The sequence below is a fragment of the Acinetobacter sp. P37 genome (assembly GCF_057480965.1).
In genome coordinates this window covers 1-26,153 of sequence record NZ_JBLIYY010000027.1, presented here as the reverse complement: position 1 = coordinate 26,153, position 26,153 = coordinate 1, and the positions used below count along the sequence as shown (strand labels likewise).

The window sequence follows — 26,153 nt, the reverse complement described above, 5'->3', positions numbered from 1 at the left end:
CATCTATATTTATATCCAGTCCATGGTGATAAAAACCATCATAAACTAGACATTTTTATTGGTGAGAATATAGACACTTTAAATGGGTTCTAACATTTTCATTTCGTATAACAGCCATTATGTTAAATGGAGGAGATCTGACATAATTCTTGGCTTCAGTTAACTTTCTAAAAATCTTATGACTACACTTAATATCGAAAAGAAAGCAAATCCCCTTTTAAGTGATGAGGCTCAAGAATTGTTGTGTTTTGCAACAATTAGTGAATCTAAATCTTGGAAAGATGTTCTCAATTTGTATTTAGAAATTAAAGCAAAAAATGCTCCTAAGAAAGTGTTAATGCTTTTAGAAGATATAGGACAGTGTGAATATACGTCTATGCATGCTTCGATGGGAGATGGACTTTATTTTGATACATCGGAAATTATTGAAGAGGGTGAAGATGAAGATATAAGCTATGACAACACCCTGCCATTTCAGGTTAAGTATCATATTGATCAATTATTAAGATCTGAAAATAAGGTGAACATTCATGATCTACATGGAAAATTTAATTATAGTGATCAAGACCTATCTGTTTTATTAAAAATTAATGAGCAGCCTGAAAAAATTTTAGATGAAGTTATTCAAATTAAATTAGTTAATTCTGAAAATGATCATGAAAAATTTGCAGCACAGCTCAATGGATATTTTAGTTGTGATCTATCTCCTTTTGAATCTTTCAGTTTAATCCAATATTTGGATAAGAATTTTGATCTAGAATATGTTGGCTTAGGTGCGAGTTTATTATTTTTTATCAAGAAGCCAAGCTTTACCTTAGAGAAACTGGATTCTCTCTTCGAAGAATTAGATAACATTTATTCTTATAATCAAGAAACTAGTAGTAGGTTGAAACGACATTTATCAGATCATAATTATATGATCTTACCGTATGTTGATTCTCTAGATATATTTGATTTAGATGGATAATGAATATTAAGTTCCCCTAAAATTAACATAATACACGCTATACGAATACTAACTTTTATTTCATATAAATCATTATTTTATGCTGATATGAAAAGCCCTATCATCACAGATTGGGCTTTTTTTGTTGATTCTTCATCTTCCACGGTTTTTTTAATGAAATCTAATGCTATAGCAACCAAAAATGTACAGATTAAATAAGAATAGATGTCCACGTGGTTATTGATTTGCAGAAAGACAAATAACAGGTTGGGGGAGCAATTGGGGGGTAAATTCACGTACAATATCAACTAATTTGCAGGTAGATATCCTGCCTTATCAGATGATTCTGTTCTCCCGTTGAATATTGGCATACATATGGCGCAAGCAAAGAAATCTTTTCCGCAGCAAAAGTCGGAATTACATGCACGAAATCTGCACCGTAGTCGTTACGATTTTCCTCAGTTAATCAAGAGCTGTAAGGAACTTGCACCTTTTGTCAGCCCAAATAAATATAACGATTTATCGGTAGATTTTTCTGATCCGCACGCTGTGAAAATGCTCAATAAAGCATTGCTCAAGCATTTTTATGGCATTCAATATTGGGATATTCCTCAAGATTATCTTTGTCCGCCTATTCCGGGGCGAGCGGACTATATCCACTATTTGGCTGACTTGTTGAGTGCTAACAACAAGGGGCAAATTCCAACAGGACACGCCGTTCAAGTCTTAGATATCGGAGTGGGCGCGAACTGTATTTATCCGATTATTGGTCATCGCAGCTATGGCTGGAAATTTGTCGGCTCAGACATACATGCTGCATCGGTTAAAAGTGCTCAATTTATTGTGGAGGCAAATCCGAATCTGCGTAAAGGCATTCAGATTCGATTGCAAAAAAAAGTGAGCAATATTTTTAATGGTGTGATTAAACCTTCAGATCGTTTTGATTTGACCATGTGTAATCCACCATTTCATGCCTCGCAAGATGAAGCCAACGCGACAGCAACGCAAAAATTAAGAAAACTGGGCAAGCCAGTTGATCGGAGCAAGGTGGTATTAAACTTTGGCGGTCAAAAGAACGAACTCTGGTGTGATGGCGGCGAAGAGCGATTTGTCTGCCAAATGGTACAAGAGAGCATCCAGTTTGCTGAACAATGCCTATGGTTTAGTACGCTGGTTTCCAAGAAAATAACATTGCCTGTGCTCTTAAAAGCCATAGCGAAGAGCGGTGCAGTGGATGTAAAAACGATTAAAATGACACAGGGACAAAAAGAAAGCCGTTTTGTCGCTTGGACTTTTTTAGATTCAAAGCAGCAGCAAGCATGGAAGAATGCACGTTGGACTTCAGCTTAAACCTGTCTTATTTGGAAATGTTCACCTTGCTCTTGACTGCAATGCATAGGGTATCAATATAAAGTTTCCCATATCGATAAGCACCGTGTGTTGAATCAATCAGGAGATATTTTTGCTAAATAAGACGCATTGTTAATTGTTACAAAAAACAGCATCTAGCGATTTTTGATTATTTCGTGTTCTAAATGCCTTAAATTTTCTGCAAGGGCTTCTTTTATATGTGAAAAGTGCGCGGAATTGAACTGCAAATGCGTATGTTTATCATTTAAATTATATAAAAATCATAAGCTTACAAAAATTATATTTTGCATTCATTTTGAAACTTGTCCATAATATTTGAAAAGGGTATGGAGTGAAGAAAATGCGTGGCAATCCAGAAGTCGTAGACTACTTAAATATGCTGATCGGTGGCGAACTGGCTGCTCGTGATCAATACTTAATTCATTCCCGTATGTATGAAGATTGGGGCTTAAGTAAAATCTTTGAACGTATCGATCATGAAAGCCAAGAAGAAGGCTCACATGCAGATGCATTGATTCGTCGCGTATTGTTCCTTGAAGGAACGCCGAATATGAATCGTGATGATATTGAAGTCGGTACAGACGTTGTGACTTGTTTAAAAGCGGATTTGGCGCTTGAATATCATGTTCGTGAGAAACTTGCTCAAGGCGTAAAATTGTGTGAAGAAAAGGGTGACTATGTGACCCGTGATATGCTCCGTCAGCAAATGTCAGATACTGAAGAAGATCATACCTACTGGCTTGAAAAGCAAATGCGTTTGATCGAACTCATTGGTCTTCCAAACTATATTCAGTCTCAAATGTAATTTAAAAAATATCAAAATAAACCCAGCTTCTGCTGGGTTTTTTATTGGACCATGAAAACTATTGTTGTAGTTTTTTGATATCTGCCAAAACTTGCGCCGCATGTGTCTGTGTATTCACACTACTGTAGTGATACACAATAATGCCTTTCGGATCAATCAGAAAGGTTTCACGTTTGGCAACTTTCAAAATCCCTAAGTTTCGTACAATACCTAACTGTGTCGCCAGTTTATGTTGTTGATCGGCAAGAATTGGAAAGGGAAGTCCGAGTGATTTAGAGAATTTTTGATGTGATGCAACATCATCTAAGCTTGCGCCCAAAACAACAGCATTACTTTTTAAAAATTGTGGATATAGGGTTTTAAATTGATTGGCTTCTTCTGTACAACCGGGTGAGTTGTCTTTAGGGTAAAAGTACAGAACGAGCCATTTCCCTTGATATTGCTTCAGTTCGTGCCATTTTTCATTTTGATCTTGCAATTTAAAGTTGGGTGCGGGTGTGCCTACCCATTGTTTTTGTTTGTTTTGATTGGTGCTGAGTATGGATGTTTCAGCAACTGTGATTTGGGTAGTTGCTATTAAAGCACATGTCATGAAACAGATTTTTAGCAATGAAGAAACTTTCATAGAGCATCAGTTTATATTGTTCTTTATCTGATCTTAGCAAATTTTAAAGCGCTGTAGGCTAGCTGATTTTATATTTATTGAAGTAGATTTCGAATGTCTTTTGGCAAATCGGTTGATGTGCTGAAATGCCACTATCAAACGTGCTCTGAACTTTTATACTATTTGGAATCGTTTAATTTTAGAGTTTGCATTGAAACAACAGATTTTACTTATTACTGGCTGGGGCGGCGGTCGTAAATTACTTGCTCCTTTACAGCAGGCATTGATCACCCAAGGTTATCAGGTCGAATTATGGAATATTTTTGATGCCTTAAATCTAGCAGTGCTGGAACAGAAAGTTGAATTGGCGCAGCAATTTGATGTGATTATTGGCTGGTCCCTTGGTGGTCAATTGGCGACGATTTTGGTAGATGAAATTCAAAAAAAATATCAACAACAGAAAGTGCTGATCACATTAGGCTCAAATCCAAGTTTTGTAGCTGATGAACAGTGGCCTGCTGCGATGGATCAAGCGAGTTTTCAAAGCTTCAAACAATCTTTCGAGCAGGATGCGATTTCTACCTTAAAGAAGTTTGGTTATATGGTTTGTCAGGGTACTGATAGCACTAAGCAAGATTTCATCACCTTGCAAAGTTTGATTCAAGCGCAAAATTTAGATGTGCTTCGAGCAGGATTGAACTGTTTGGAGAAGCTTAATAATGTCAGTATCTTGAAAAATTACACTGGTCATCAATACCATTTGTTTGCTAAGCAAGATTATTTGGTTAGTTACAAAGTTGGACGCTTACTGCATAATTTAGCTGTAAAGTTTTTGGAGACTGAATTGGTTTCTGGCTCACATGGCTTTCCCTTGTTTCAATCTGAAGTCATAAGTTGCAAAATCTGCCAATATTTAAAGAAAATAGAACAAATCTCTGAATAGCTGGGCTTTATGGCAATTTATTTTTCATTGGCGTGGGGGTAACATCTTGCCACATTGATGTTTAAGCCTGATACATGGAGTGAGGGATGGCCAATTTAACCGATCTACAATTTGATCAGCAACATATTTGGCATCCCTATACATCGATGACTCAGCCCCTTCCAACGTTTAAAGTGAAACGTGCGCAAGGGGTAATGATTGAGCTTGAAGATGGTCGTCAATTGATTGATGGTATGTCTTCATGGTGGTGTGCAATTCATGGTTATAACCATCCCGAGCTAAATCAAGCTGTGACCGATCAACTGCAACAAATGTCACACATTATGTTTGGCGGTTTCACGCATGATCCGGCAATTCAGTTAGGCAAATTGCTCCTTAATATTACCCCGCCCAGTTTAGATAAAATTTTTTATGCAGATTCAGGCTCAGTGGCTGTAGAAGTGGCATTGAAAATGGCGGTGCAATATTGGTCGTCATTGGGTCAAACCCAAAAGACTAACTTTGTGACGCCGCGTTCGGGCTATCACGGTGACACTTGGAATGCGATGTCTGTGTGTGATCCCGTGACTGGGATGCATCAAATATTTGGTTCCAGTTTACCCAATCGAATTTTTGTTGCCGCACCGCAAACGGCCTTTGATGAGGTGTGGAATCCTGGCGACATTTTAGAGCTTGAACAAACTTTGGCTGCGCAGCATGAAAATATTGCGGGATTGATTCTAGAGCCGATTGTGCAAGGTGCGGGAGGCATGCGTTTCTACCACCCTGAATATTTGCGTCAAGCTAAATTACTCTGTGAGAAATATCAGGTCTTATTGATTTTTGATGAAATTGCCACAGGCTTTGGCCGTACCGGAAAATTATTTGCATGGGAATGGGCCGCAGTTGAGCCGGACATTATGTGTATTGGCAAAGGCTTGACTGGCGGATATATGACCTTGTCTGCAACCCTGACTACGCAGAAAGTTGCGAATACGATCAGCCAAGGCGAAGCGGGTGTGTTTATGCATGGCCCAACCTTTATGGCAAATCCTTTGGCTTGCGCTGTGGCTGTAAAAAGTACCGAACTGCTGCTGTCTCGAGATTGGCAAGCGAATATTCGACGTATCGAAACACAATTGAAGTTTCATTTACCAGCACTTTCATCGCTTGAACATGTCAAAGATGTGCGAATACTTGGTGCAATTGGTGTGGTGGAATTGACCTTTAATGTCGATATGAAAACCCTACAACAGGAGTTTGTTCGTCGTGGTATTTGGATTCGTCCATTTGGGAAACTAGTTTATGTGATGCCACCCTATATTATTTCTGAGTATGAATTAAAAATTTTGCTAGAACAAATGGTTGAGGTGGTGAAAAACATGGGGCAGTCGGTATGAATCTGCTTAGCCATTTTTCAGATCAACTTGATCAACTGAAACAGCAAGGCAACTTACGTCAGTTCACTTCTAATCTTCAGCACGATCATTGCATCAGTATTCACGATCACAATATGTTGAATTTAGCGTCAAATGACTATTTAGGTCTGGCTTCAAACCTACATCTACGTGAACAGTTTTTTGATGAAACCCCGAACGCACAGCGTTGGATGAGTTCATCCTCTTCGCGGTTACTGACGGGAAACTTTCCTGAATATGAACAACTTGAATCAACATTAAGTGATGCCTTTCATGGCCGATCAGCACTGTTATTTAATAGCGGCTATCACATGAATATCGGGATTTTACCTGCACTGGCAGACAGTAAAACCTTGATATTGGCGGATAAGCTGATTCATGCCAGTATGATTGATGGCATCCGATTATCGAGTGCGAAATATGTACGTTATCGCCATAATGATTTGGCGCATCTTTCTCAGCTTTTATGTAAATACCATGAAGATGAGGCTTTTGAGCGGATTATTGTGGTGACTGAATCGATTTTCAGCATGGATGGTGATGAAACAGATTTGGCTGAACTGGCAGCGATTAAAAAGCAATTTTCCAAAGTGATGTTGTATGTCGATGAGGCGCATGCAATCGGTGTGCGCGGTGAGCGCGGTTTAGGTTGTGCTGAACAATATCGGGTGATGGATGATATTGATCTTTTAGTCGGTACATTTGGTAAAGCACTGGCTTCAATAGGGGGGTATCTCATCTGTCATTCGATTATTTGTGACTATTTGATTAACTCGATGCGACCGTTGATTTTTAGTACCGCACAGCCCCCGATCTGTATGGCGTGGACAGATTTTATTTTCAAGAACGTTTTAAATTTAAAAGCAGAGCGTCAACATTTACAGCAAATCAGTCAAAATTTGCAGCAAGCTGTGCAAGCCAAAGGTTTTGATTGTCCATCTACATCACATATTGTGCCGGTCATTATTGGCGAGTCGAATAAAACTGTGGCAAAGGCTCAAGCTTTGCAAGCGGCAGGTTTTTATATCATGCCTGTACGTCCACCCACTGTGCCGCAGCATAGTTCGCGCTTACGCATTTCACTCACTGCTCAGATTACACAAACTGATCTGGATCATTTGACTCAATTGTTGTGAGTGACTTGTGAATAATATTGAGATTGATAAATCCCAAGTGGCGTTGCGATTTGCTCAGGCAGGGCACAGCTATGCTGAACATGCCGTTGTACAAAAAGAGATTGCTCAACATTTATTTGAGTTGATGCAGCAGTATTGTTCAAAGTTGCAAAATCATCCTATAGAAATGGTTTTTGAAATTGGATGTGGCTCGGGGAATTTAAGCCATTTGATGCTGGAAAATATGCAAATCAATCATTTGGTTTTAAATGATCTGTATGCAGAAATTCAACAGCATTTTCCCTCAAGTCCACAGATTCAGTACTGGCTAGGAGATATCGAACAACTAGAATTTCCACAGCATATCGACTTGATCGCATCCAGTTCGGCTTTGCAATGGGTAGGGAACTTTGCGGGCATTGTCGAAAAAGCCTTTCAAAGTTTAAATCCAGAGGCATATTTTTGTTTTTCGACCTTTGGACAGCAGAATTTACAGGAAATAAAAGCTTTGACTGGGCAGGGTTTGGACTACCTCGATATCGACATGCTTCAAGCTATATTAAGTCAAAATGGTTTTGAAATTTTGCATCTTTCAGAGCAGACAGCGGCATTATATTTTGATCATCCAAAGCAGGTTTTGCAGCATTTAAAAGCGACAGGTGTGACTGCGACAGCCTCACATTTTCGTTGGACGAAACAATCGCTCTTTGATTTTTATTCAGCATATCAACAGTTTTCTTTGCGTGATGAAACTGGGCAGATGCGTTATACACTGACCTATCATCCGATTTTTTGTATTGCACGGAGAATGCCATGACAGGGCAAGTTTATTTCATTAGTGGGATCGATACAGGCATCGGTAAAACATATACCACGGGCTATTTGGCTAAAATATGGAATGAACAAGGGGCGCGAACGATCACGCAAAAGTTGATCCAAACAGGCAATGTCGATATTTCTGAGGATATAGAACAACATCGTCAAATTATGGGTACGGGGTTGTTGGTCGAAGATGAAACCAAACTCACGATGCCTGAAATATTTAGTTATCCTGCGTCGCCACATCTCGCCACCAAACTCGATGGGCGTGAAATCGATTTTGCTAAAATCGAATACGCGACAAAACGTTTAACTGAAAAATATGACAACGTTTTACTCGAAGGTGCGGGTGGGTTGATGGTGCCATTAACCACGGATCTTTTAACCATCGACTATGTTGTAGAGAAACAATATCCCATTATTTTGGTGACATCAGGTCGTTTGGGCAGCATTAACCATACGATTTTAAGTTTGGAAGCACTAAAAAGTCGTGGCTTAGTGCTTTATGCACTCGCTTATAATTTAAATGATGAATCGCAAGATGCATTGATTTCTAAAGATACTGCTGAATATTTAAAAGCATATTTAGCGAAACACTTTCCACAAGCATTATGGATTGATGTTCCTGTAATTCCATCTGTATAAAGAAACAAAAAACCGCTCAAATGAGCGGTTTTTTTATACTTAAGAAATTAAAATTTCTTAAAGCCTTTGTTGTTTCCGCTAAATGCACGACTTGGCACAGAGTCATTACGACGCTCACGATTGCCAAAATTGTCGTTACGACGTTCACGGTTACCGAAGTTTTCACTGTTGCGATCATTACGGTTATTGTTGAAACCGTCGTTGCGACGCTCTGAACGATTAAATCCATTGCCTTGGAAACCACCTTCAGTACGGCTAGTACGACGTTCGCCACGGTTGTCTTGATAACCATTGCTTTGTTGTGGCTGGTTTTCGTCACTGTCACGACGTTGTTGGCGTAAGTAACCACCACGACGTGCTGCCATTGGTTTGTCTTGCATACGTTCAGTACGACGTTTAGCCATACCAAACAGGCCAGTACCTTGACGTGGTTTAAGCTCAACTGACTTGGTTAAGTTGTCAATATCTTGTTTATCTAGCTCGATCCAACGACCAGTACGTAGTTCGCGTGGCAGAATTACTGAACCATAACGTGTACGTAAAAGACGGCTCACTTTTAAGCCTTGAGATTCGAAAATACGACGAACTTCGCGGTTACGACCTTCTTTTACAACCACTTGATACCAACGGTTAATACCGTCACCACCAATTTCAGAGAATGACTCAAATTTTGCTGGACCATCATCTAAAACAACGCCTTGTAACATGTTGTTTTTTAACTGAGGAGTGACTTCACCCATGACACGAACGGCATATTCACGTTCGATTTCGCTAGAAGGGTGCATTAAACGGTTCGCCAGTTCACCGTCATTCGTGAACAGCAATAGACCTGTAGAGTTAATATCTAGACGACCCACCATCACCCAACGATCACCTGTAATTTGAGGTAATTGTTCAAATACCGTTGGACGGTTTTCAGGGTCATTTCGTGAACAAATTTCGCCTTCTGGTTTGTAGTAAATCAACACACGGCGACGAATTTCGTCTTCAATTTGGAACTGAACTTTACGACCATCGATGCGAAGCTCATCACCTGGTTCGATACGTTCACCCACTTGGGCAACTTGCCCATTTACGCTCACACGACCAGCGGCAATGACTTCTTCCATATAACGGCGAGAACCCAAACCAACGCGTGCGAGCACCTTTTGCAATTTTTCACTCATGACAGCATAACCTTAGAAATTATCATCAACAGTTCACCTATTTATGACTTCGGTGCATTCGCATCGAGGGCCATAAAAGCTTCCTTGGCATCCTGCAGGGGAGGCAATTGGCCCAAAGAGGTTAGACCAAAAGCATTTAAAAATTGAGGCGTTGTAACTAACAACGCGGGTCGTCCTGGGAGTTCACGAAAACCAGATTCTTTAATCCAGTTCCAGTCAAATAACGTACGTAAAATTTGACTATTGTTGGTCACCCCGCGGATTTGCTCAATATCTGCGCGGGTTACCGGTTGATGGTAAGCAATGACAGAAAGAGTTTCGAGCAAGGATGGCGATAAACGAGTTGGTCGTTCAGGCCAGGTCTGTGCAATAATATTACGATATTTTGCACGTACTTGAAAACGGAAACCTTGAGCGGTTTCAACAAGTTCAATTGATCTGCCGTGTTGCAGCATTGAAAGTTGCTGCAAATATTGGCGTAATTCGGTTTTACTGAAACGATCTTGGAAAGCCTCTTTTAAACGGGCAATACTCACTGCCGCTTCACTGGCAAAAATAATGGCTTCAAGCTGCATCAAAATTTCATGCAGATTATCTTCTGAAGACACTGCAGTCATTTGTTTAAGTTCAGTGTTCATGCACGTGCTCCCTGAATTGCAAGCGGTGCTTCTACACCTGATGCGACAATTTGGACTTTTTGTTGGCGTGTCAGTTCCAACACGGCCATAAATGTCACGACAACACCCATGCGGCCTTGGCTTGGTTTGAGTAAGTCCGCAAAGTCTAATACTTCACCTGACTCTAGCTTAGTTTCAATATAAGCAATACGTTCTTCGAGTAAGACAGGCTCTTGTAAAATTTGGTGGGTAACCGGTTCTGGTCGATTAAAAACACAGAGTATGGCATCACGAAGTAATTGAATGTCATAGCCATCATTGGTTTCGATAATCGTTCCTAAACTGACATTGGTATCGAATGTATCTCGATCCAACACTGACATTTGACCTAATCTTTCCGCAGCTTGTTTGATGCGCAAATACGTTTCTAAACGGTCAATCAATTCTTGTTTAGGATCTTGTTCATGTGCCGCGGTCGATTTAGGTTTTGGCAATAATAGGCGCGATTTTAAATCGGCCAATAGGGCTGCCATCACCATATAGTCTGCGGTTAATTCAATATCTAGGGATTTCATTGCATCCATATAAGACAAATATTGGGATGCAATCGGGGCAATATCGACTTGTAATAAGTCGAAGCCATTTTTTTGAATCAGGTAAATCAGAAAGTCGAGTGGTCCTTCGAAATGCTCTAATAGAATTTCAAATGCAGCGGGTGGAATGTACAAATCTTCTGGAATAGCTTCTTGCCACTCATCCAAAACGCGAATGTGTGGAGCATCTTCCATAGAATTATGGACAGTTTGGTTCATTGCAATTATAGGCCACGCGAATTTTCAAAGGCATGCAGACAGCTTTCGCTTCGATCTCACATCGAAAGTAAAAGCACAAAAGTTATAAGGAATAGTGTAATGGAAAAATGCGTTTAAAGAAATTACTGAACGGTTGAATTGGGTAAAAAACTTAAAATTTATAGGGAATAGGCTTTATTTATACACATGTAAAATTTTAAAGCTGTGATATCGATCACATCTTGTGTTAATTGTAAAAAATACACTCATCACTCAATGAACTCATTTAAGCTGTGATATCTGGATGATGGGCGTCCAGCATGAAATGATTTGAATGAATTGACTAAAAGAATATTTGCTATGCCACAACAATATAATCAATGGGGTCAGGCCGTAGGGATGACGTTGGCGCAGTTTGAACCTTGCCAGTTCAGGTGTAAAACCGAAGAGGGGCAATCTGTTCGACTTATTCCAATGTTGCCCGATCAGCTTGATGAAAGTCTTTTGCAGCGGCTATGGCAGACAGTACAACAAGAACCCGATGAACGCTGTTGGACGTATTTGCCTTATTCTCAAATTCAAAGCATGCAGCAATTGCGTGATTATTTTCAGCAATCCTTTCATTTTGCGGGTTCGATGCATTATGTCATTGAGGTTGGTGATGCCATTGTAGGATGGGTTGCTTTGCTCAATGTACGCCCAGCACATGCTGTCATCGAAATTGGTAATGTCTATTTTTCAAGTTTAATGAAGCGATCAACCGCCGCAACAGAAGCCATTTATCTATTGTTAAAAGCATGCTTTGCAGCGGGATATCGACGGGTGGAGTGGAAGTGTGATGACTTGAACACACCTTCGAAAAATGCAGCTTTACGTTTTGGCTTTCAATTTGAAGGGTTGTTTCGTCAACATGTGATTGTGAAAGGTCGTAATCGTGATACTGCTTGGTTTGCGATGTTGGATCAGGATTGGCCAATATTGTCTCAAGCTTATACAGCATGGCTCGATACAAACAACTTTGATGAGCAGGGGCAACAAAAAATTCATTTAAAGGAATTTATGCAGCTTTATTGCGCTTGAGCAAAAGTACACGATCAAGGCTTTGAACCTGTTAGTAAGACCCTTTGTTCAAGTGCAAATTCGATGATGACTTGGCACTGCGCTTGCGAACAGAGGTTTTGATTAGCTCTACGTTTAAACAGCGATTTGACTGTTGATGTATGTAGAAAATAATGAAAAGCCTGAGGTGGTGATGTTGATGAAATTAAATTTTTATCAGATGCTGCCCTTAGTTGAGCCGTGGATTCTAACGTCCATGGCTCACTGGCATATATAGCAAGATGATTGAGACTGTTTTTCTTAGAGATACTGAGGTCTGTCGCATTTTGGAGTTTGAGTAAAATTTGAAATAAAGTCATCAGGTCGATTCCTTTATCGAAAGGTGCTTTAACTGCGTTTTGAGCAGATGACCTTTACATGCTGTGCCTCTGATCGGTAACAGCATGTATTTAACAGTACATGCTATTCAAAGGCACTGACATCACCGACACCGCGGCGGATCACTTCTGGGTATTCACCTGCAAGGTTTACAACGCTAGTGGTATTCAAAGTACCTAAACCTCCATCAATCAATACATCTATGCGTTTACCGATTTGCAGTTCAATTTCGTAAGGATCATCAATCGGTTCTTTTTGACCCGGTAAAATTAAGGTCGATGTTAATAAAGGCTCACCCAATTCTTGGAGTAATAATTGGCAAATCGGGTTGCTCGGAATACGGAGTCCAATGGTTTTCTTTTTAGGATGCATTAAACGGCGAGGAACTTCACTGGTCGCAGGTAAAATAAAGGTAGTGACAGCAGGGGTGTTATTTTTCAATAAACGATACATGGCATTGTCGACTTTGGCATAAGTGGCAATGTCAGATAAATCTGCACAAATAATCGCATATTGATGTTTAGCATCGAGCTGACGAATTTGGGCAATGCGTTCCATGGCATTTTTGTTCCCAATCTGGCAACCGATGGCATAGGCGGCATCTGTAGGATAAACCACCACATCGCCGGCACGAATCCGTTCAACGGCCTGCGTAATTAAACGGGGCTGAGGATTTTCCGGATGTATTCTTAAATGCAACATGTCGTTTTCCTCTTATTATTAAAAGCTCTAGACATTATGTCGCGGTCTATTCGCTTTGTGCAATGTGAAATGCAGTCAAATTGTATAATTTAATCAAGCATTTCACGTTGAAATTCATTCGCCTGTAACATTTTGCCAGCACGTGTACAGTGGCAAATGCATTGGATAAAGCGCCAAGCATCGCGTGGAAGTTTGGCTTCGCCTTTAAAATAAGCCTGTAATTGAGCATAGACATTATCTTTAAAGCTGCTGCCATCTCCTCCTTCACCGGTGAGGTTGTCGAGTGAGACACGAAACTTACGCCCAAAGGCTTTGGCAAATAACCATTCGATCGCTTGCGGCTTAATCTCAACTTGTTCAAAGAGGGCTTGTTGCTCTTTGCTACGACCATCTGGTGCATACCAATAGCCTAAATCGGGAAGTAAACGGCGTTGATCACCAGCAATAGTCCAATGACTAATTTCATGCAAGGCGCTATTGAAATAACCATGAGCAAATTGAATGCGGGCAGGGCCGTTTAAATCGGCAGGAAAGTACTCGGGCTCACAGTCACCTTTCACTAAGCACACATTCAGGTGGGAAAACCAATGATTAAAGTGTAAGATGAGCCAATCGACGTGTTCTGCTTCTGTGGAAAGTTTCTCCCAAGCCGAGAGTTGCACTTGGTCGGTTGAAATGTCAGAATCAAGCGTTGAAATTGTGCTCATAAGTGATGAAACATTCACTTCTGTTTGCGGCTGCAACAGATGCATAACTTAAGTTACCCAAATGGTCTGTCTAAATAAGTACAAAATTGTATCTTAATCTTTGACAGAGTACTGATGAATTTGTAGAATTGCCGCCTTAATTATGTCAGCAAATACCTTTCCGGCACAGATTGAGCCGTTTAAATGGGCTGAACAGGGCTTTAAATGGTCAGGAACACTGCCATTATCTCGCTTTGTTCGCATTGCTCGTGAAGCTGTTGGATCAATTGATGATCAATTGATTAACATAGACTGTAAGCTATCAATGGATGCTTATCATCGCATTGTATGGCTAGATGGTCATGTTGAAACAAATGTTCCAATGGAATGCCAGCGTTGTCTGGATACTGTTGAGATCCCACTTGTTTCAAGTTTTCATCTAGCTCTTGTAGATGACGAGTCACTGATAGAGCGCTTGGATGAGGATGCTGATTTCATCGTTTTAGGTGAAAGTGAAGCAACAACCAAAGGTTCATATGATGCGCCTGCGACTGCTGATTTACTATCACTGATAGAGGATGAATTGTTATTGTTGATGCCTTTGTCACCTAAGCATGACGCTTGTGAACATAAGCATCAACCTGCCGCTGAAGAGCTTGTTGAAGAAAAACGGGACAACCCGTTTGATGTTTTGGCAGGTTTGAAGGGTAAACTTAACTAATTTTTGTGTTATACTCTTGAGTATAAGACAATCGAATTTGTTCTGATCCATTTTTTCGATCTTTGTAAGGAGCCATCATGGCCGTTCAGCAAAACCGTAAAAGTCGCTCTCGCCGTGACATGCGCCGTTCACATGACGCTTTAACCGAGAATGCATTAACTGTAGACCAAGCTACTGGCGAGACTCACCGTCGTCACCACGTATCTAAAGATGGTATCTACCGTGGTCGTCAATTATTCGCTAAAGCATCTGCTGAATAATTGGTGATGTATTAAGCGTCAAGCTTAGTAGAAAAAATGGGAGCGTTAAGCTCCCTTTTTTTGTACCGATTTTTTGTTGCATTTGGCAATTACCAAGACAAAAATTAAGTGTTAAATTTCCGTCCCTGAAACAAGCTTACATGGGATTGTGTTGAATAAATGTCCAAATAGCATAAATTCACCAGTCTTGATAAAGGATTTTTTTATGTCTGCTAAACAACTCGACCAAGCAGCTCAAGCTACTAAAACTGCATTCGTGTTCCCGGGTCAAGGGTCACAGAAAGTCGGCATGCTCGCTGAACTTGCAGAACAGTTTAGTAGTGTGCAAGCAACATTTGCAGAAGCATCAGAAGCGGCTGGCTTTGATCTTTGGCAAATTGCTCAAAGTGGTGAAGGGTTAAACCAAACAGAATTTACTCAACCTGTACTCCTGACTGCCAGTATTGCTTTATGGCGTGTGTGGTTAGAGTTAGGTGGTGTTGCACCGAAATACCTTGCAGGTCACTCATTAGGTGAATACAGCGCCTTGGTTGCTGCAGGTGCGATGAGCCTAGGTGATGCCGTTAAACTGGTGAACCTACGTGGTCAGTTAATGCAAAGTGCTGTACCTGAAGGTCAAGGTGCAATGGCGGCAATTTTGGGTCTAGATGATGCCAAAGTCATTGAACTTTGTGCTCAAGCAGAAGGCCCAGGTTCAGTAGATGCTGCAAACTACAATGCACAAGGTCAAGTTGTCATTGCGGGTGATAAAGCCATGGTTGAAGCGGTTATGGCTGCTGCTAAAGATAATGGCGGTAAGGCAATTGCACTTCCGGTTTCTGTGCCATCGCATTGTGCATTGATGAAACCTGCTGCTGAACAGTTTGCGACAGCATTGGAACAAACTGCCATTGAGCTGCCTACTATACCTGTAATACAAAATGTAGGCGCTGAAATCGCGACTGATGTAGCGCAATTACGTCAGGCGTTAACTGCACAGTTATACCAATCTGTACAGTGGACAAAGACCATGCAGTATTTGCAAGACCAAGGTATTCAGTACATTGCTGAATGTGGTCCGGGTAATGTCCTTGCGAATCTCGCAAAACGTTTGCCAAATATTGAAAAAGCATTCCCACTCGACACGAAAGGTCGTATGGAAGATGCACTGAATGCCATTTTAGTGGCAGAAGGGAAAATTGCATGACACAAGAACGCAAAGTTGCTTTAGTAACAGGTGCGAGCCGAGGGATTGGAGCAGCAATTGCTCAGCAATTGATTCAAGACGGTTATTTTGTTGTAGGTACTGCAACTTCAGAAGCGGGTGCGGAAAAATTATCTGCTGCTTTTGCTGAAAATGGTGCGGGTAAAGTTCTAGATGTACGTGATGCAACTGCAATTGATGCATTGGTATCAGACATTGAGCAAAACTTTGGTTCAGTATTGGTTTTAGTGAACAATGCTGGTATTACCAAAGATAATTTGTTACTTCGTATGTCAGAAGATGATTGGGATGACATTCTCAACATTCATTTGAAAGCCGTTTATCGACTTTCTAAACGTGTTTTAAAGGGCATGACCAAAGCACGTTTTGGCCGAATTATTAATATTAGTTCTGTGGTTGCACATTTTGCTAACCCGGGACAAGCAAACTATTCTGCTGCAAAAGCAGGGATTGAGGCCTTTGGTCGCAGCCTTGCAAAAGAGATGGGAAGCCGCCAAATCACTGTAAATGCAGTGGCTCCGGGCTTTATTGCAACAGAAATGACAGAACAGTTAAGCGAAGAAATTCGTAAAAAGATGAGTGATCAAGTGGCCTTAAACCGTTTAGGTGAGCCGCAAGATATCGCAAATGCCGTAAGTTTTCTTGCTTCTGAAAAGGCAAGTTACATTACCGGAACTGTATTACATGTAAATGGTGGTTTATACATGAGCTAAGCGCTCAAGTATAAACTTTCAAAACGATTTAGATTCAATTAAACTAACGGCATTAAAAACGCCACAAGCAATGAGGAGAATTCCTGTGAGCGATATCGAACAACGCGTAAAACAAGCAGTAGCTGAACAACTTGGTCTTAAAGCAGACGAGATCAAAAACGAAGCTTCTTTCATGGATGACTTAGGTGCAGACTCTCTAGACCTAGTTGAATTAGTTATGTCTTTCGAAAACGATTTCGACATCACTATTCCTGATGAAGATTCAAACGAAATCACTACTGTACAATCTGCAATTGACTACGTTTCTAAGAAACTAGGTTAATTTTAGATTTCAGCGATGCTGATTTAAAAAGCCACCATTCGGTGGCTTTTTTTATGCCGAATATTTTGTTTTTACATTAGCTTACGTTTCTGTCACCAACAACAACTCAAAAGCGGTTATTTTTTAGCTATAAAAATAGAGTTTGAACAATAGTTAAATGATTTAAAACAGTAAAAACAACGGAGAAAAACATGGGTCTTTTTGATTTTGTAAAAGGTATTGGTAAAAAAAATACAGCGCCTGCAGAACCTCAGGCAGCGCCAGCAACACCTTCTGAACCATCTGCACAAGAAATTGCCAATAAGTTATTGGGTCATATCAAAGCACTGGGCTTACCTGTAACAGGCTTGTCTGTGAGTTATAACGGGACTTCAGATCTAGCAACAGTGAAAGGTCAGGTACAAAGCCAAGCAGATCGTGAAAAGATTATCTTAGCAGTAGGAAATATTGATCATGTGGCGCAAGTGGATGATCAGTTAACAGTGACGAGTCCTGAGCCTGAAAGTAAATTCTACACTGTTAAATCAGGAGATAATTTGTCTAAAATCTCTAAAGAATTTTATGGTGATGCAAATCAATACAATAAAATTTTTGAAGCGAACCGTCCTTTGTTAAAAAATGCCGATGACATTTTCCCAGGGCAAGTACTGCGTATTCCTGCATAAGTATTTGCGTTTAAAACAAAAAGCCATCTTGTGATGGCTTTTTTTTGTATGCGTGAATGGTGGGGTTGAATATAATGCGGCTGAAATAATTCAAAAGGTGCCGTTGCAGCGCTTTAACACATGGTTGCAGCATGCAGACCAATACCGCAGTCTAAGTATGCCGAGCAATTCCACATATCCAGACTTAAGTATTTAAATCAGTTGGCGATCCTTTATCAGATCAATATTGCGTTAAATAAAGAGGATAAGCTGGATGCATATATGGCTGAATATCAAAGATTGCAGCAGATGCTTGAGCGCCCGAATTCATTGGTTGAAAGGATGCTGATTCAAAACTGGCTGGCACGTTATGTCTGAATTATACGTAATGAACAATTAAAGACTGGACAAGTAGTTTATTTGGAGCCTTTAAGTACTCGTCAGTTGAGTTTGCGCTCAGCAGCGCAATTGGAAGCCTATGGCGTATATGCGGTGTTGAAGCAGGTGCAGCAATCATCGGGCTGGAATACCTCCTTGATGTATTGGTTGTATTTGCCAAATCAAACTGCAAATCAATTGTTTAAGCAATATGAAGAGGCGGCACAGCTATCTGAGCTTTCTTATGATTCGTTTAGGATGCAGGGTGGTTAAAAACAGGGACAGTATTCATCTTGGTATATCAAAAATTATTTGGGCAATACTTTGTCCAATATAGAGGGGGTGCCTTGGGAGCACTCTGTGCTTGCAGGGCATATTTTGAATGATCGTATTATGATTTTTAATTTGTTGAATCAGGGGGGGGCGACTGATTTAACGCAGTTGAGTCAAAATAGCCACGGTCGACGTTTCTTTAAGAAAGAGGGGATGTTGTGTGCTGAAGTGCCGTATCCGCGTGAGCAATTTAGAGCACACAATTGGAATATTTTAGATAGCTGTGTGCAGTTGTAGTTTTTGTATATAAACATTTTGGTATAGAAATAAAAAAGCCCCAATGAGTAGGGGCTTTTTTACAGTCGTTTAGAAGCTTGGCTTCACTACAACTAAAATGACAACCGCAAATAAAATCAAAGTGGGCATTTCATTAAAATAACGCCAGAATTTATGCGACTTATAATGTGCATTTTCGATAAGCTTTTTACGGTAATAACCACAAACAAAATGATAAATCACCAATAGTCCCACCAATCCAACTTTTAAATAGAACCAAAGCGCTTCATGGTAGTGTCGTGTTGCATCACCCCAATCGACGAGGAAGTGCGCAGTGATCAGTGTAGCAATCATAGCGGGCCACATAATGCCGCGGTATAGCTTACGTTCCATGATTTGAAAGCGCTGATGACTGGTAGCATCTTCACTCATAGCATGGTAGACAAAAAGGCGAGGGAGATAAAATAGCGCTGCGAACCAGCAAACAACTGCGATGATATGCAATGCTTTTACCCAGAGGAAAGCATCTGATGGAGCATCCATATATTAACCCTTAAAAGGGCGGTGGGTATGTGCTTTGGCACCGAAGCGCCAAAGCAGCAAACTTTATATTATGCTTCCCATTTTTTGAAAACGAGGCAAGCGTTTACACCGCCAAAACCAAAACTGTTACTCATCACAGTATTCAATTTTGCATCACGTTTTTCAAGTACGATATCAAAAGGTTTTGCGCCTTCGTCAAGTTCAGTCACGTTGATGTTCGGTGCTATAAAGTCATTTTGCATCATTAAAATAGAGTAAATCGCTTCTTGTACACCTGCAGCACCCAGACTGTGACCGGTCATCGACTTGGTTGAGCTGAGCGGAGGAACTTGCCCTTCACCGAAAGCACGCTCCATCGCTTTAAGTTCAGTGACATCGCCTGCCGGAGTAGATGTACCATGTGTATTAACATAGTCGATGGTATCTACACCATGTTGTTTAGCTTCTTCTAAAGCCATAAGGATACAACGCGTCGCACCTTCGCCCGATGGTGCAACCATGTCAGCGCCGTCAGAATTTGCTGCATAGCCGACAACTTCAGCCAAAATGTTTGCACCACGTGCTTGAGCATGTTCAAGTGACTCTAGTACAACGAAGCCACCGCCGCCAGCGATCACGAAACCGTCACGGTCAGCAGAGTAAGGGCGGGAAGCAGTTTCAGGAGTGTCATTGTATTTTGAACAAAGTGCACCCATTGCATCAAATAAAAGACTTTGTGACCAATGGTCTTCTTCACCACCACCGGCAAGCATTAAGTCTTGTTTGCCTAATTGAATCAAATTGTATGCATAACCAATGGCATCTGCAGATGTTGCACATGCGCTAGTAATGGTGTGTGCAATACCTTGCATTTTAAATGCAACACCCACGTTTGCAGTAATGGTGTTGGTCATATTACGTGGTACAAAGAATGGACCAACTTTACGTGCACCTTTGGTGTCTAGAAGTTCTTTCATTTCAACAACAGATGCAGTTGAACCACCACCTGACCCACCCGCAATACCGTAACGTGGATTACCACCGATTTGTTCTGCTGTTAAGCCTGCATTTTCTACCGCAGCCAAAGCTGAGTTGTATGCATACATTGCGCATACGCCCATAAAGCGTTTTAAACGGCGGTCAATACCGTCAAAGTTTTGTTCTGCAGCCGCACTGACATGACTTTTAAAATTAAGTTCAGCATAACTTGGGTTGAAACGTGTTCCAGAAATCCCGTTTTGCAAAGAATGAGTGACATCTTCTAATGTATTACCAATGCATGAGTTGATGCCCATACCAGTGATTACAACACGTTTCATCTACAGATCCTTTATAGGTAGTGTGTGAGCAAGCTATAGAAAGTATACGAAGGAAACTTTCTAAATAGGCGAACTCATATAATTTGATTGGAATAATGATAGCAGAAAGCTTTTTGAATTCTTATGGCAAATCCTATGCCTATTGTTGACTGAGCTAATTTGCAACTTTGCAGCAAAAAACTTAACTTAAAGATACATATTCAAGTTGTGATAAAGTTTGACTACACCTAGTATTTATCAATAATTTCAAGAATAGTTTTAATGAGGTGGGGAATGGTGAAAACGAATAATAAACCAACGGCAGGTCTACTCTCAAACGCCTTTGGAGTGGCTAAAAAGCTCAGTTCTACTGGGGTGTCCATCATTAATCATGTCGCACCCGAATCCGTAACTAAGGTCATTCAACCTCAAAAAAATGGTCAAACCTTGGAGGGTCATTCAAGGCAAGCGGGCGTATTTGATGTAAAAAAATATGATAATCCACAGCAAATCTTACGTGAACACGTTCCAAATGTTTCTAGACAATTATTCGGTCGACATTTTAATACTGTAAATAATGTGGCTAATTTTGTTGCTCCTCAATTTAGTGACAAAATTTCTGATTATTTATTTGATCGACTTAATCATTTTAGTTCGGATATTTCATCTGTAGATGCTGTACTGGATGAAGCTGGGGTACGTGATTTAGAAGAGTTGACACAAGATGTCGATCGTTCGCGTCGTATTAGTCAGGCTCTGGGTGAGCAAAATAAATGGATTGCTTCGATTCAAGGGGCTTTAACAGGTGCGACAGGTGTCATTGGTTCAAGTATTGATATCCCTGCTTCACTGATTATGACTCTGCGAGTGATTTATCAAGTTGGACGTTCTTATGGTTTCGACTTAAGCAAAGAAAGTGACCAAGATATTATTCAGTTTATTTTTAAACAGGTCGACTTGAGTTTAATTGCAGAAAAACAAACTTTGCTTATGGCAATAAAAGCTCTGAGTAGTACGCTACAAAATAGTGATTTACATCAATTGCAGCAATTGGTGGGTTCAGATACTGATGCAGCAGCATTGAAAAAATATGTACTAGATGAAAATGGTCAGTTTAAGTGGGCATGGCTCAATCAAATGCCAAAAGTTTCATTGTTAAATCAGCTATCACGATTATCTCCTGTGGCGAGTGTTGGTGTAAGTGTGGTGTATAGTCGCCGTTTAGTGGATGAAGTGAATCAGAAGGCACAGCAAGTCTTTTCTAATGCGCGCCAATATATTTTGCAGCATCAGGATATTAGCTTGTCACCTTTACATGCCTATGAGCGATCTCTTGAGTTGCTTGCTCAAGCAACACCTAAATTACTAGAAGGTATTAAGGCGAAAGATATTGATTTGGCTGAGCCGGTACTAGATCAGACCATAGATGTTACAGGTCATGAGAGTATCCGCGCAGTAAAAGTCACTAAAAAAGCACAAGTTAAAAACTCTGATGCAGCCGAAGTGGAAGTAGAGCAGGAACAAAAAGTCTCAGAAGGTTTGGAGGCACTTGCGGAGAAAGTTGTTGAGCCTCATGCACTCGGGGCTGCGCAAAAACCTGCTTTAGCTGAAAAAGATGAGTTTGAGGTGTTGGAATCTGTACAGCAGGAGGATGTCCCAGTGGAAAAAGCTGCACCCAAAACTAAGCCGCGTAAAGCCAAAACAGCAACCGTAGATAAAGTTACAAAAAAATCAGCAGATTCTTCTGAAAAATAAACTATTTATTTGTGGGTGAAAAATTGCGCAACTCATGATGAATAAATGTTTTCGATGATCGTATATTGTTGACCAATTTTAAGTCTTCGCTTACAATTGCATGCCCTCAAAAAGTAGTATTTTTTGGGGCTTTTTATTAACGGGAGAATTGCCAAATGGCAACAACAAATCAGTTGATCCGTAAGGGTCGTACAACTTTAGTTGAAAAATCTAAAGTTCCTGCGTTGAAGGCTTGTCCACAACGTCGTGGTGTTTGTACACGTGTTTACACAACTACACCTAAAAAACCTAACTCAGCAATGCGTAAAGTTTGCCGTGTTCGCTTAACTTCAGGTTTCGAAGTTTCTAGCTACATCGGTGGTGAAGGCCATAACCTACAAGAGCACAGTGTTGTTCTTATCCGTGGTGGTCGTGTTAAAGATTTACCGGGTGTACGTTACCATACCGTTCGTGGTTCTTTAGACTGTGCTGGTGTTAAAGATCGTAACCAGTCTCGTTCTAAATACGGTGCTAAACGTCCTAAGAAATAATCTGAAAAGATTAACTTCTTAGTTCCTTAGAACTGCAATCCTTTATCGTCTCGCTTGTCTGATTTCTGCATTTTTTGTGAAAATTCCAAGCGACGTATAGTAAGGCCAGCGAAAGCACATGACACTTTGTGCACCTGCTGGAGTAACCTGAAGTGTCATATTTATTAGGTGTATTAAAATGCCAAGACGTCGCGTAGTTGCTGCCCGTGAAATCCTTCCGGATCCTAAGTTCAGCAGCCAAACAATCGCTAAATTCATGAACCACGTAATGCAAGATGGTAAAAAATCTATTGCTGAAAGTATCGTTTACGGTGCTTTAGACCGCGTTCAAGAAAAATCTAAAGTAGACCCAGTTGAATTTTTCGAGACTACTCTTGAAAAAGTTCGTCCTATGGTCGAAGTAAAAGCACGCCGTGTTGGTGGTGCTACATACCAAGTGCCTATGGAAGTACGCCCATCCCGTCGTACTGCCTTGGCTATGCGTTGGTTAGTAGATGCTGCTGCTAAGCGTTCTGAAAAAACTATGGCTTTACGTCTTGCTGGTGAGTTGCTTGATGCAGCTGAAGGTAAAGGCGCAGCGATCAAAAAACGTGAAGATGTGCATCGTATGGCTGAAGCCAACAAAGCCTTCTCTCATTACCGTTTCTAAGCGGATAAAACAGCCCCTATTCAGGAGGGTGACAAATCAGTTGTCACTGTTTTGTCATCGAATCGCTTTAAGTTGCTATGCAGCTTAAAGCGTCCTGTTTTAAACAACAAAATTTAGGAATGCTAGAAATCATGGCTCGTCAAACCCCAATTTCTCGTTATCGTAACATTGGTATCTCTGCGCACATTGATGCTGGTAAAACTACCACTTCAGAACGTATTTTGTTCTACACAGGTGAGAGTCACAAACTTGGTGAAACTCACGAAGGTTCTGCAACTACAGACTGGATGGAACAAGAGCAAGAACGTGGTATTACTATTACCTCAGCGGCAGTAACATGCTTCTGGAAAGGGATGGGTAACCAATTCGAACAGCACCGTATTAACGTAATTGATACCCCAGGACACGTAGACTTCACTATTGAAGTTGAACGTTCTATGCGTGTTCTTGATGGTGCATGCATGGTTTACTGTGCTGTAGGTGGTGTACAACCTCAGTCTGAAACTGTATGGCGTCAAGCAAATAAATATAAAGTTCCACGTATTGCATTCGTGAACAAAATGGACCGTACTGGTGCGAACTTCTTCCGTGCTGTTGAACAAGTTAAAACACGTCTTGGTGGTAATCCAGTGCCAATCGTTGTTCCAATCGGTGCAGAAGAAAACTTCCAGGGTGTTGTTGACCTAATCGAAATGAAAGCGATTATCTGGGACGAAGCGTCTCAAGGTATGAAGTTTGAATATGGCGAAATCCCTGCTGAATTAGTTGATACTGCTAACGAATGGCGTACTAACATGGTTGAAGCTGCTGCGGAAGCATCAGAAGAACTCATGGACAAGTACCTTGAAGAAGGTGAGTTAACTAAAGAAGAAATCGTTTCAGGTTTACGTGCACGTACATTGTTGAATGAAATTCAACCAATGCTTTGTGGTTCAGCGTTCAAAAACAAAGGTGTTCAACGTATGTTGGATGCTGTAATTGAATTCTTACCTGCGCCGACTGATGTCGAGGCGATTAAAGGTATCCTTGACGACAAAGACGAAACTGAAGGTTCTCGTGAAGCGTCTGATGATGCTCCGTTCTCTGCGCTTGCGTTCAAAATCATGAACGACAAATTTGTAGGTAACTTAACATTCGTACGTGTTTACTCTGGTGTGCTTAAAGCAGGTAGCCCTTGCTATAACCCAGTTAAAATGAAGCGCGAACGTGTTGGCCGTATCGTACAGATGCACGCAAATGACCGTCACGATATTGAAGAAATTCGTGCGGGTGATATCGCAGCATGTGTAGGTCTTAAAGATACTACTACTGGTGATACATTATGTGATGAAAATAATGTAATTACACTAGAGCGTATGGAATTCCCAGAGCCAGTAATTGCGCTTGCGGTTGAGCCTAAAACTAAAGCAGACCAAGAAAAAATGTCAGTTGCTTTAGGTCGTTTGGCGAAAGAAGACCCTTCATTCCGCGTACGTACTGACGAAGAATCTGGTCAAACAATTATTGCTGGTATGGGTGAGCTTCACCTTGACATTATTGTTGACCGTATGAAGCGTGAATTCAACGTTGAAGCGAACATTGGTAAACCAATGGTTGCGTATCGTGAAACTATTAAAAAGTCAGTTGAACAAGAAGGTAAGTTCGTACGTCAAACTGGTGGTAAAGGTAAGTTTGGTCACGTATACGTACGTTTAGAACCACTTGCTGAAGATGCTGGCAAAGATTACGAGTTCGCTGAAGAAGTTGTTGGTGGTGTAGTACCTAAAGAATTCTTCGGTGCGGTTGACAAAGGTATCCAAGAACGTATGAAGAATGGTGTCCTAGCTGGTTATCCAGTTGTTGGCATCAAAGCGACATTGTTCGATGGTTCTTACCATGACGTCGACTCTGACGAATTATCGTTCAAAATGGCTGGTTCTTACGCATTCCGTGACGGTTTCATGAAAGCAGATCCTGTTCTTCTTGAGCCTATCATGAAAGTTGAAGTAGAAACTCCAGAAGACTACATGGGCGATATCATGGGTGACTTAAACCGTCGTCGTGGTCTTGTTCAAGGTATGGACGATTTACCTGGTGGTACTAAAGCTATCCGTGCAGAAGTTCCACTTTCTGAGATGTTTGGTTACGCAACTCATATGCGTTCTATGTCTCAAGGTCGTGCGACTTATTCTATGGAATTCGCTAAATACGCTGAAACACCACGTAACGTGGCTGAAGGCATCATCGCTAAGTTCCAATCTGGCGGTAAAAAAGGTGACGACGAGTAATCTTTCGATTACTATAAGCCCAAACTAATTCATAGTTAAAAACCAAATGCTCATGCAGTATCCCTGCATGAGTAGTTTAAAAAGGAAGATCTCATGGCTAAGGCTAAGTTCGAACGTAATAAGCCACACGTTAACGTGGGTACAATTGGTCACGTCGACCACGGTAAAACTACTTTAACAGCTGCAATTGCAACTGTATGTGCAAAAAAATTCGGTGGTGAAGCGAAAGATTACGCTGCAATCGACTCTGCACCAGAAGAAAAAGCACGTGGTATTACAATTAATACTTCACACGTA

32 protein-coding genes are annotated in these 26,153 nt (G+C 40.8%); 23 read left to right on the top strand and 9 right to left on the bottom strand.

The window, feature by feature from the left end; translation table 11 throughout:
* Positions 1-178 precede the first annotated feature (178 nt).
* The 3 genes from AC25JC_RS16505 to ftn all read left to right on the top strand — a co-directional run bounded on the left by AC25JC_RS16505 (position 179) and on the right by ftn (position 3,122).
* The gene (locus tag AC25JC_RS16505) at positions 179-967 is read left to right on the top strand and encodes a hypothetical protein (RefSeq protein WP_180011991.1); all 789 of its coding nucleotides are present in this window, start codon (positions 179-181) and stop codon (positions 965-967) included.
* A 354-nt stretch (positions 968-1,321) separates the two neighbouring features.
* The gene (gene rlmF / locus AC25JC_RS16500; RefSeq protein WP_486924466.1) at positions 1,322-2,296 is read left to right on the top strand and encodes a 23S rRNA (adenine(1618)-N(6))-methyltransferase RlmF; all 975 of its coding nucleotides are present in this window, start codon (positions 1,322-1,324) and stop codon (positions 2,294-2,296) included.
* 361 nt (positions 2,297-2,657) lie between these two features.
* Positions 2,658-3,122, top strand: coding sequence for a heteropolymeric bacterioferritin subunit Ftn (ftn, locus tag AC25JC_RS16495; RefSeq protein ID WP_067762676.1), 465 nt, complete (start codon positions 2,658-2,660; stop codon positions 3,120-3,122).
* 58 nt (positions 3,123-3,180) lie between these two features.
* Here ftn and AC25JC_RS16490 read toward each other — a convergent pair whose 3' ends face one another.
* A complete protein-coding gene (locus AC25JC_RS16490) occupies positions 3,181-3,714 on the bottom strand; it encodes a peroxiredoxin (protein ID WP_372491124.1) in 534 nt (177 codons plus the stop codon).
* A 223-nt stretch (positions 3,715-3,937) separates the two neighbouring features.
* On the opposite strand from AC25JC_RS16490, the gene AC25JC_RS16485 reads away from it, so the two are divergent.
* The 5 genes from AC25JC_RS16485 (at position 3,938) to bioD (ending at position 8,645) form a co-directional block, all read left to right on the top strand.
* Entirely contained in the window at positions 3,938-4,669 is a 732-nt protein-coding gene (locus AC25JC_RS16485; protein ID WP_180107865.1) for an alpha/beta hydrolase family protein, read from the top strand.
* Between the two features lie 86 nt (positions 4,670-4,755).
* Positions 4,756-6,048, top strand: a complete 1,293-nt coding sequence (bioA, locus tag AC25JC_RS16480; RefSeq protein ID WP_486924465.1) for an adenosylmethionine--8-amino-7-oxononanoate transaminase — start codon at positions 4,756-4,758, stop codon at positions 6,046-6,048.
* Positions 6,045-7,202, top strand: a complete 1,158-nt coding sequence (locus tag AC25JC_RS16475) for an 8-amino-7-oxononanoate synthase (protein WP_486924464.1) — start codon at positions 6,045-6,047, stop codon at positions 7,200-7,202. Before bioA ends, AC25JC_RS16475 begins: the two co-directional genes overlap by 4 nt.
* 7 nt (positions 7,203-7,209) lie before the next feature.
* Complete coding sequence (bioC, locus tag AC25JC_RS16470) at positions 7,210-7,998, top strand: malonyl-ACP O-methyltransferase BioC (RefSeq protein WP_486924463.1); 789 nt, start codon at positions 7,210-7,212, stop codon at positions 7,996-7,998.
* Positions 7,995-8,645 (top strand): dethiobiotin synthase, encoded by a 651-nt coding sequence (bioD, locus tag AC25JC_RS16465; protein WP_486924462.1) that lies wholly within the window; start codon positions 7,995-7,997, stop codon positions 8,643-8,645. The genes bioC and bioD overlap by 4 nt, the downstream gene beginning before the upstream one ends.
* 47 nt (positions 8,646-8,692) lie before the next feature.
* On the opposite strand, the gene rluB is transcribed toward bioD, so the two are convergent.
* From rluB to AC25JC_RS16450, 3 genes are read right to left on the bottom strand one after another with little or no spacing between them, the layout of a single operon-like run.
* Entirely contained in the window at positions 8,693-9,811 is a 1,119-nt protein-coding gene (rluB, locus tag AC25JC_RS16460; RefSeq protein WP_430623075.1) for a 23S rRNA pseudouridine(2605) synthase RluB, read from the bottom strand.
* 41 nt (positions 9,812-9,852) lie between these two features.
* The gene (scpB, locus tag AC25JC_RS16455; RefSeq protein ID WP_078190063.1) at positions 9,853-10,449 is read right to left on the bottom strand and encodes an SMC-Scp complex subunit ScpB; all 597 of its coding nucleotides are present in this window, start codon (positions 10,447-10,449) and stop codon (positions 9,853-9,855) included.
* The gene (locus tag AC25JC_RS16450; protein WP_180116524.1) at positions 10,446-11,240 is read right to left on the bottom strand and encodes a segregation and condensation protein A; all 795 of its coding nucleotides are present in this window, start codon (positions 11,238-11,240) and stop codon (positions 10,446-10,448) included. Before AC25JC_RS16450 ends, scpB begins: the two co-directional genes overlap by 4 nt.
* Before the next feature lie 339 nt (positions 11,241-11,579).
* On the opposite strand from AC25JC_RS16450, the gene AC25JC_RS16445 reads away from it, so the two are divergent.
* The gene (locus AC25JC_RS16445) at positions 11,580-12,299 is read left to right on the top strand and encodes a GNAT family N-acetyltransferase (protein ID WP_486924461.1); all 720 of its coding nucleotides are present in this window, start codon (positions 11,580-11,582) and stop codon (positions 12,297-12,299) included.
* A 14-nt stretch (positions 12,300-12,313) separates the two neighbouring features.
* Here the strand turns inward: AC25JC_RS16445 and AC25JC_RS16440 are convergent, their stop codons facing one another.
* The 3 genes from AC25JC_RS16440 to AC25JC_RS16430 all read right to left on the bottom strand — a co-directional run bounded on the left by AC25JC_RS16440 (position 12,314) and on the right by AC25JC_RS16430 (position 14,110).
* The gene (locus AC25JC_RS16440) at positions 12,314-12,637 is read right to left on the bottom strand and encodes a hypothetical protein (RefSeq protein WP_180116526.1); all 324 of its coding nucleotides are present in this window, start codon (positions 12,635-12,637) and stop codon (positions 12,314-12,316) included.
* Between the two features lie 103 nt (positions 12,638-12,740).
* Entirely contained in the window at positions 12,741-13,358 is a 618-nt protein-coding gene (locus AC25JC_RS16435; RefSeq protein ID WP_180116527.1) for an L-threonylcarbamoyladenylate synthase, read from the bottom strand.
* An 89-nt stretch (positions 13,359-13,447) separates the two neighbouring features.
* The gene (locus tag AC25JC_RS16430) at positions 13,448-14,110 is read right to left on the bottom strand and encodes an elongation factor P hydroxylase (RefSeq protein ID WP_486924460.1); all 663 of its coding nucleotides are present in this window, start codon (positions 14,108-14,110) and stop codon (positions 13,448-13,450) included.
* A gap of 97 nt (positions 14,111-14,207) precedes the next feature.
* On the opposite strand from AC25JC_RS16430, the gene AC25JC_RS16425 reads away from it, so the two are divergent.
* From AC25JC_RS16425 to AC25JC_RS16385, 9 genes are all read left to right on the top strand, one after another.
* The gene (locus tag AC25JC_RS16425) at positions 14,208-14,765 is read left to right on the top strand and encodes a YceD family protein (protein WP_078194223.1); all 558 of its coding nucleotides are present in this window, start codon (positions 14,208-14,210) and stop codon (positions 14,763-14,765) included.
* Positions 14,766-14,842: 77 nt separating this feature from the next.
* Entirely contained in the window at positions 14,843-15,025 is a 183-nt protein-coding gene (rpmF, locus tag AC25JC_RS16420) for a 50S ribosomal protein L32 (RefSeq protein ID WP_004279227.1), read from the top strand.
* 205 nt (positions 15,026-15,230) lie between these two features.
* Entirely contained in the window at positions 15,231-16,211 is a 981-nt protein-coding gene (fabD, locus tag AC25JC_RS16415) for an ACP S-malonyltransferase (protein WP_180121252.1), read from the top strand.
* A complete protein-coding gene (gene fabG, locus AC25JC_RS16410) occupies positions 16,208-16,942 on the top strand; it encodes a 3-oxoacyl-ACP reductase FabG (RefSeq protein ID WP_078190055.1) in 735 nt (244 codons plus the stop codon). The genes fabD and fabG overlap by 4 nt, the downstream gene beginning before the upstream one ends.
* 85 nt (positions 16,943-17,027) lie before the next feature.
* On the top strand, positions 17,028-17,264 hold the full coding sequence (gene acpP, locus AC25JC_RS16405; protein ID WP_078190054.1) for an acyl carrier protein: 237 nt from the start codon (positions 17,028-17,030) through the stop codon (positions 17,262-17,264).
* A 191-nt stretch (positions 17,265-17,455) separates the two neighbouring features.
* A complete protein-coding gene (gene lysM, locus AC25JC_RS16400) occupies positions 17,456-17,929 on the top strand; it encodes a peptidoglycan-binding protein LysM (RefSeq protein ID WP_078190053.1) in 474 nt (157 codons plus the stop codon).
* 120 nt (positions 17,930-18,049) lie between these two features.
* A complete protein-coding gene (locus AC25JC_RS16395; RefSeq protein ID WP_486924459.1) occupies positions 18,050-18,286 on the top strand; it encodes a hypothetical protein in 237 nt (78 codons plus the stop codon).
* 42 nt (positions 18,287-18,328) lie between these two features.
* Positions 18,329-18,559, top strand: coding sequence for a hypothetical protein (locus tag AC25JC_RS16390; RefSeq protein WP_180077411.1), 231 nt, complete (start codon positions 18,329-18,331; stop codon positions 18,557-18,559).
* Between the two features lie 51 nt (positions 18,560-18,610).
* The gene (locus AC25JC_RS16385) at positions 18,611-18,856 is read left to right on the top strand and encodes a hypothetical protein (protein WP_486924458.1); all 246 of its coding nucleotides are present in this window, start codon (positions 18,611-18,613) and stop codon (positions 18,854-18,856) included.
* 69 nt (positions 18,857-18,925) lie between these two features.
* Here the strand turns inward: AC25JC_RS16385 and hemJ are convergent, their stop codons facing one another.
* Both hemJ and AC25JC_RS16375 read right to left on the bottom strand, forming a co-directional pair.
* On the bottom strand, positions 18,926-19,378 hold the full coding sequence (hemJ, locus tag AC25JC_RS16380; RefSeq protein WP_180077409.1) for a protoporphyrinogen oxidase HemJ: 453 nt from the start codon (positions 19,376-19,378) through the stop codon (positions 18,926-18,928).
* Between the two features lie 68 nt (positions 19,379-19,446).
* A complete protein-coding gene (locus AC25JC_RS16375) occupies positions 19,447-20,676 on the bottom strand; it encodes a beta-ketoacyl synthase N-terminal-like domain-containing protein (protein ID WP_111885033.1) in 1,230 nt (409 codons plus the stop codon).
* 273 nt (positions 20,677-20,949) lie between these two features.
* On the opposite strand from AC25JC_RS16375, the gene AC25JC_RS16370 reads away from it, so the two are divergent.
* From AC25JC_RS16370 to AC25JC_RS16350, 5 genes are all read left to right on the top strand, one after another.
* Entirely contained in the window at positions 20,950-22,410 is a 1,461-nt protein-coding gene (locus AC25JC_RS16370; RefSeq protein ID WP_486924457.1) for an EcsC family protein, read from the top strand.
* 155 nt (positions 22,411-22,565) lie between these two features.
* Positions 22,566-22,940, top strand: coding sequence for a 30S ribosomal protein S12 (rpsL, locus tag AC25JC_RS16365; protein ID WP_000246374.1), 375 nt, complete (start codon positions 22,566-22,568; stop codon positions 22,938-22,940).
* A 178-nt stretch (positions 22,941-23,118) separates the two neighbouring features.
* Entirely contained in the window at positions 23,119-23,589 is a 471-nt protein-coding gene (gene rpsG / locus AC25JC_RS16360) for a 30S ribosomal protein S7 (RefSeq protein ID WP_005011815.1), read from the top strand.
* Between the two features lie 131 nt (positions 23,590-23,720).
* Positions 23,721-25,856, top strand: coding sequence for an elongation factor G (fusA, locus tag AC25JC_RS16355; protein WP_111885035.1), 2,136 nt, complete (start codon positions 23,721-23,723; stop codon positions 25,854-25,856).
* A gap of 93 nt (positions 25,857-25,949) precedes the next feature.
* The coding region (locus tag AC25JC_RS16350; RefSeq protein ID WP_257225333.1) for a GTP-binding protein at positions 25,950-26,153 on the top strand (204 nt) is incomplete at its 3' end.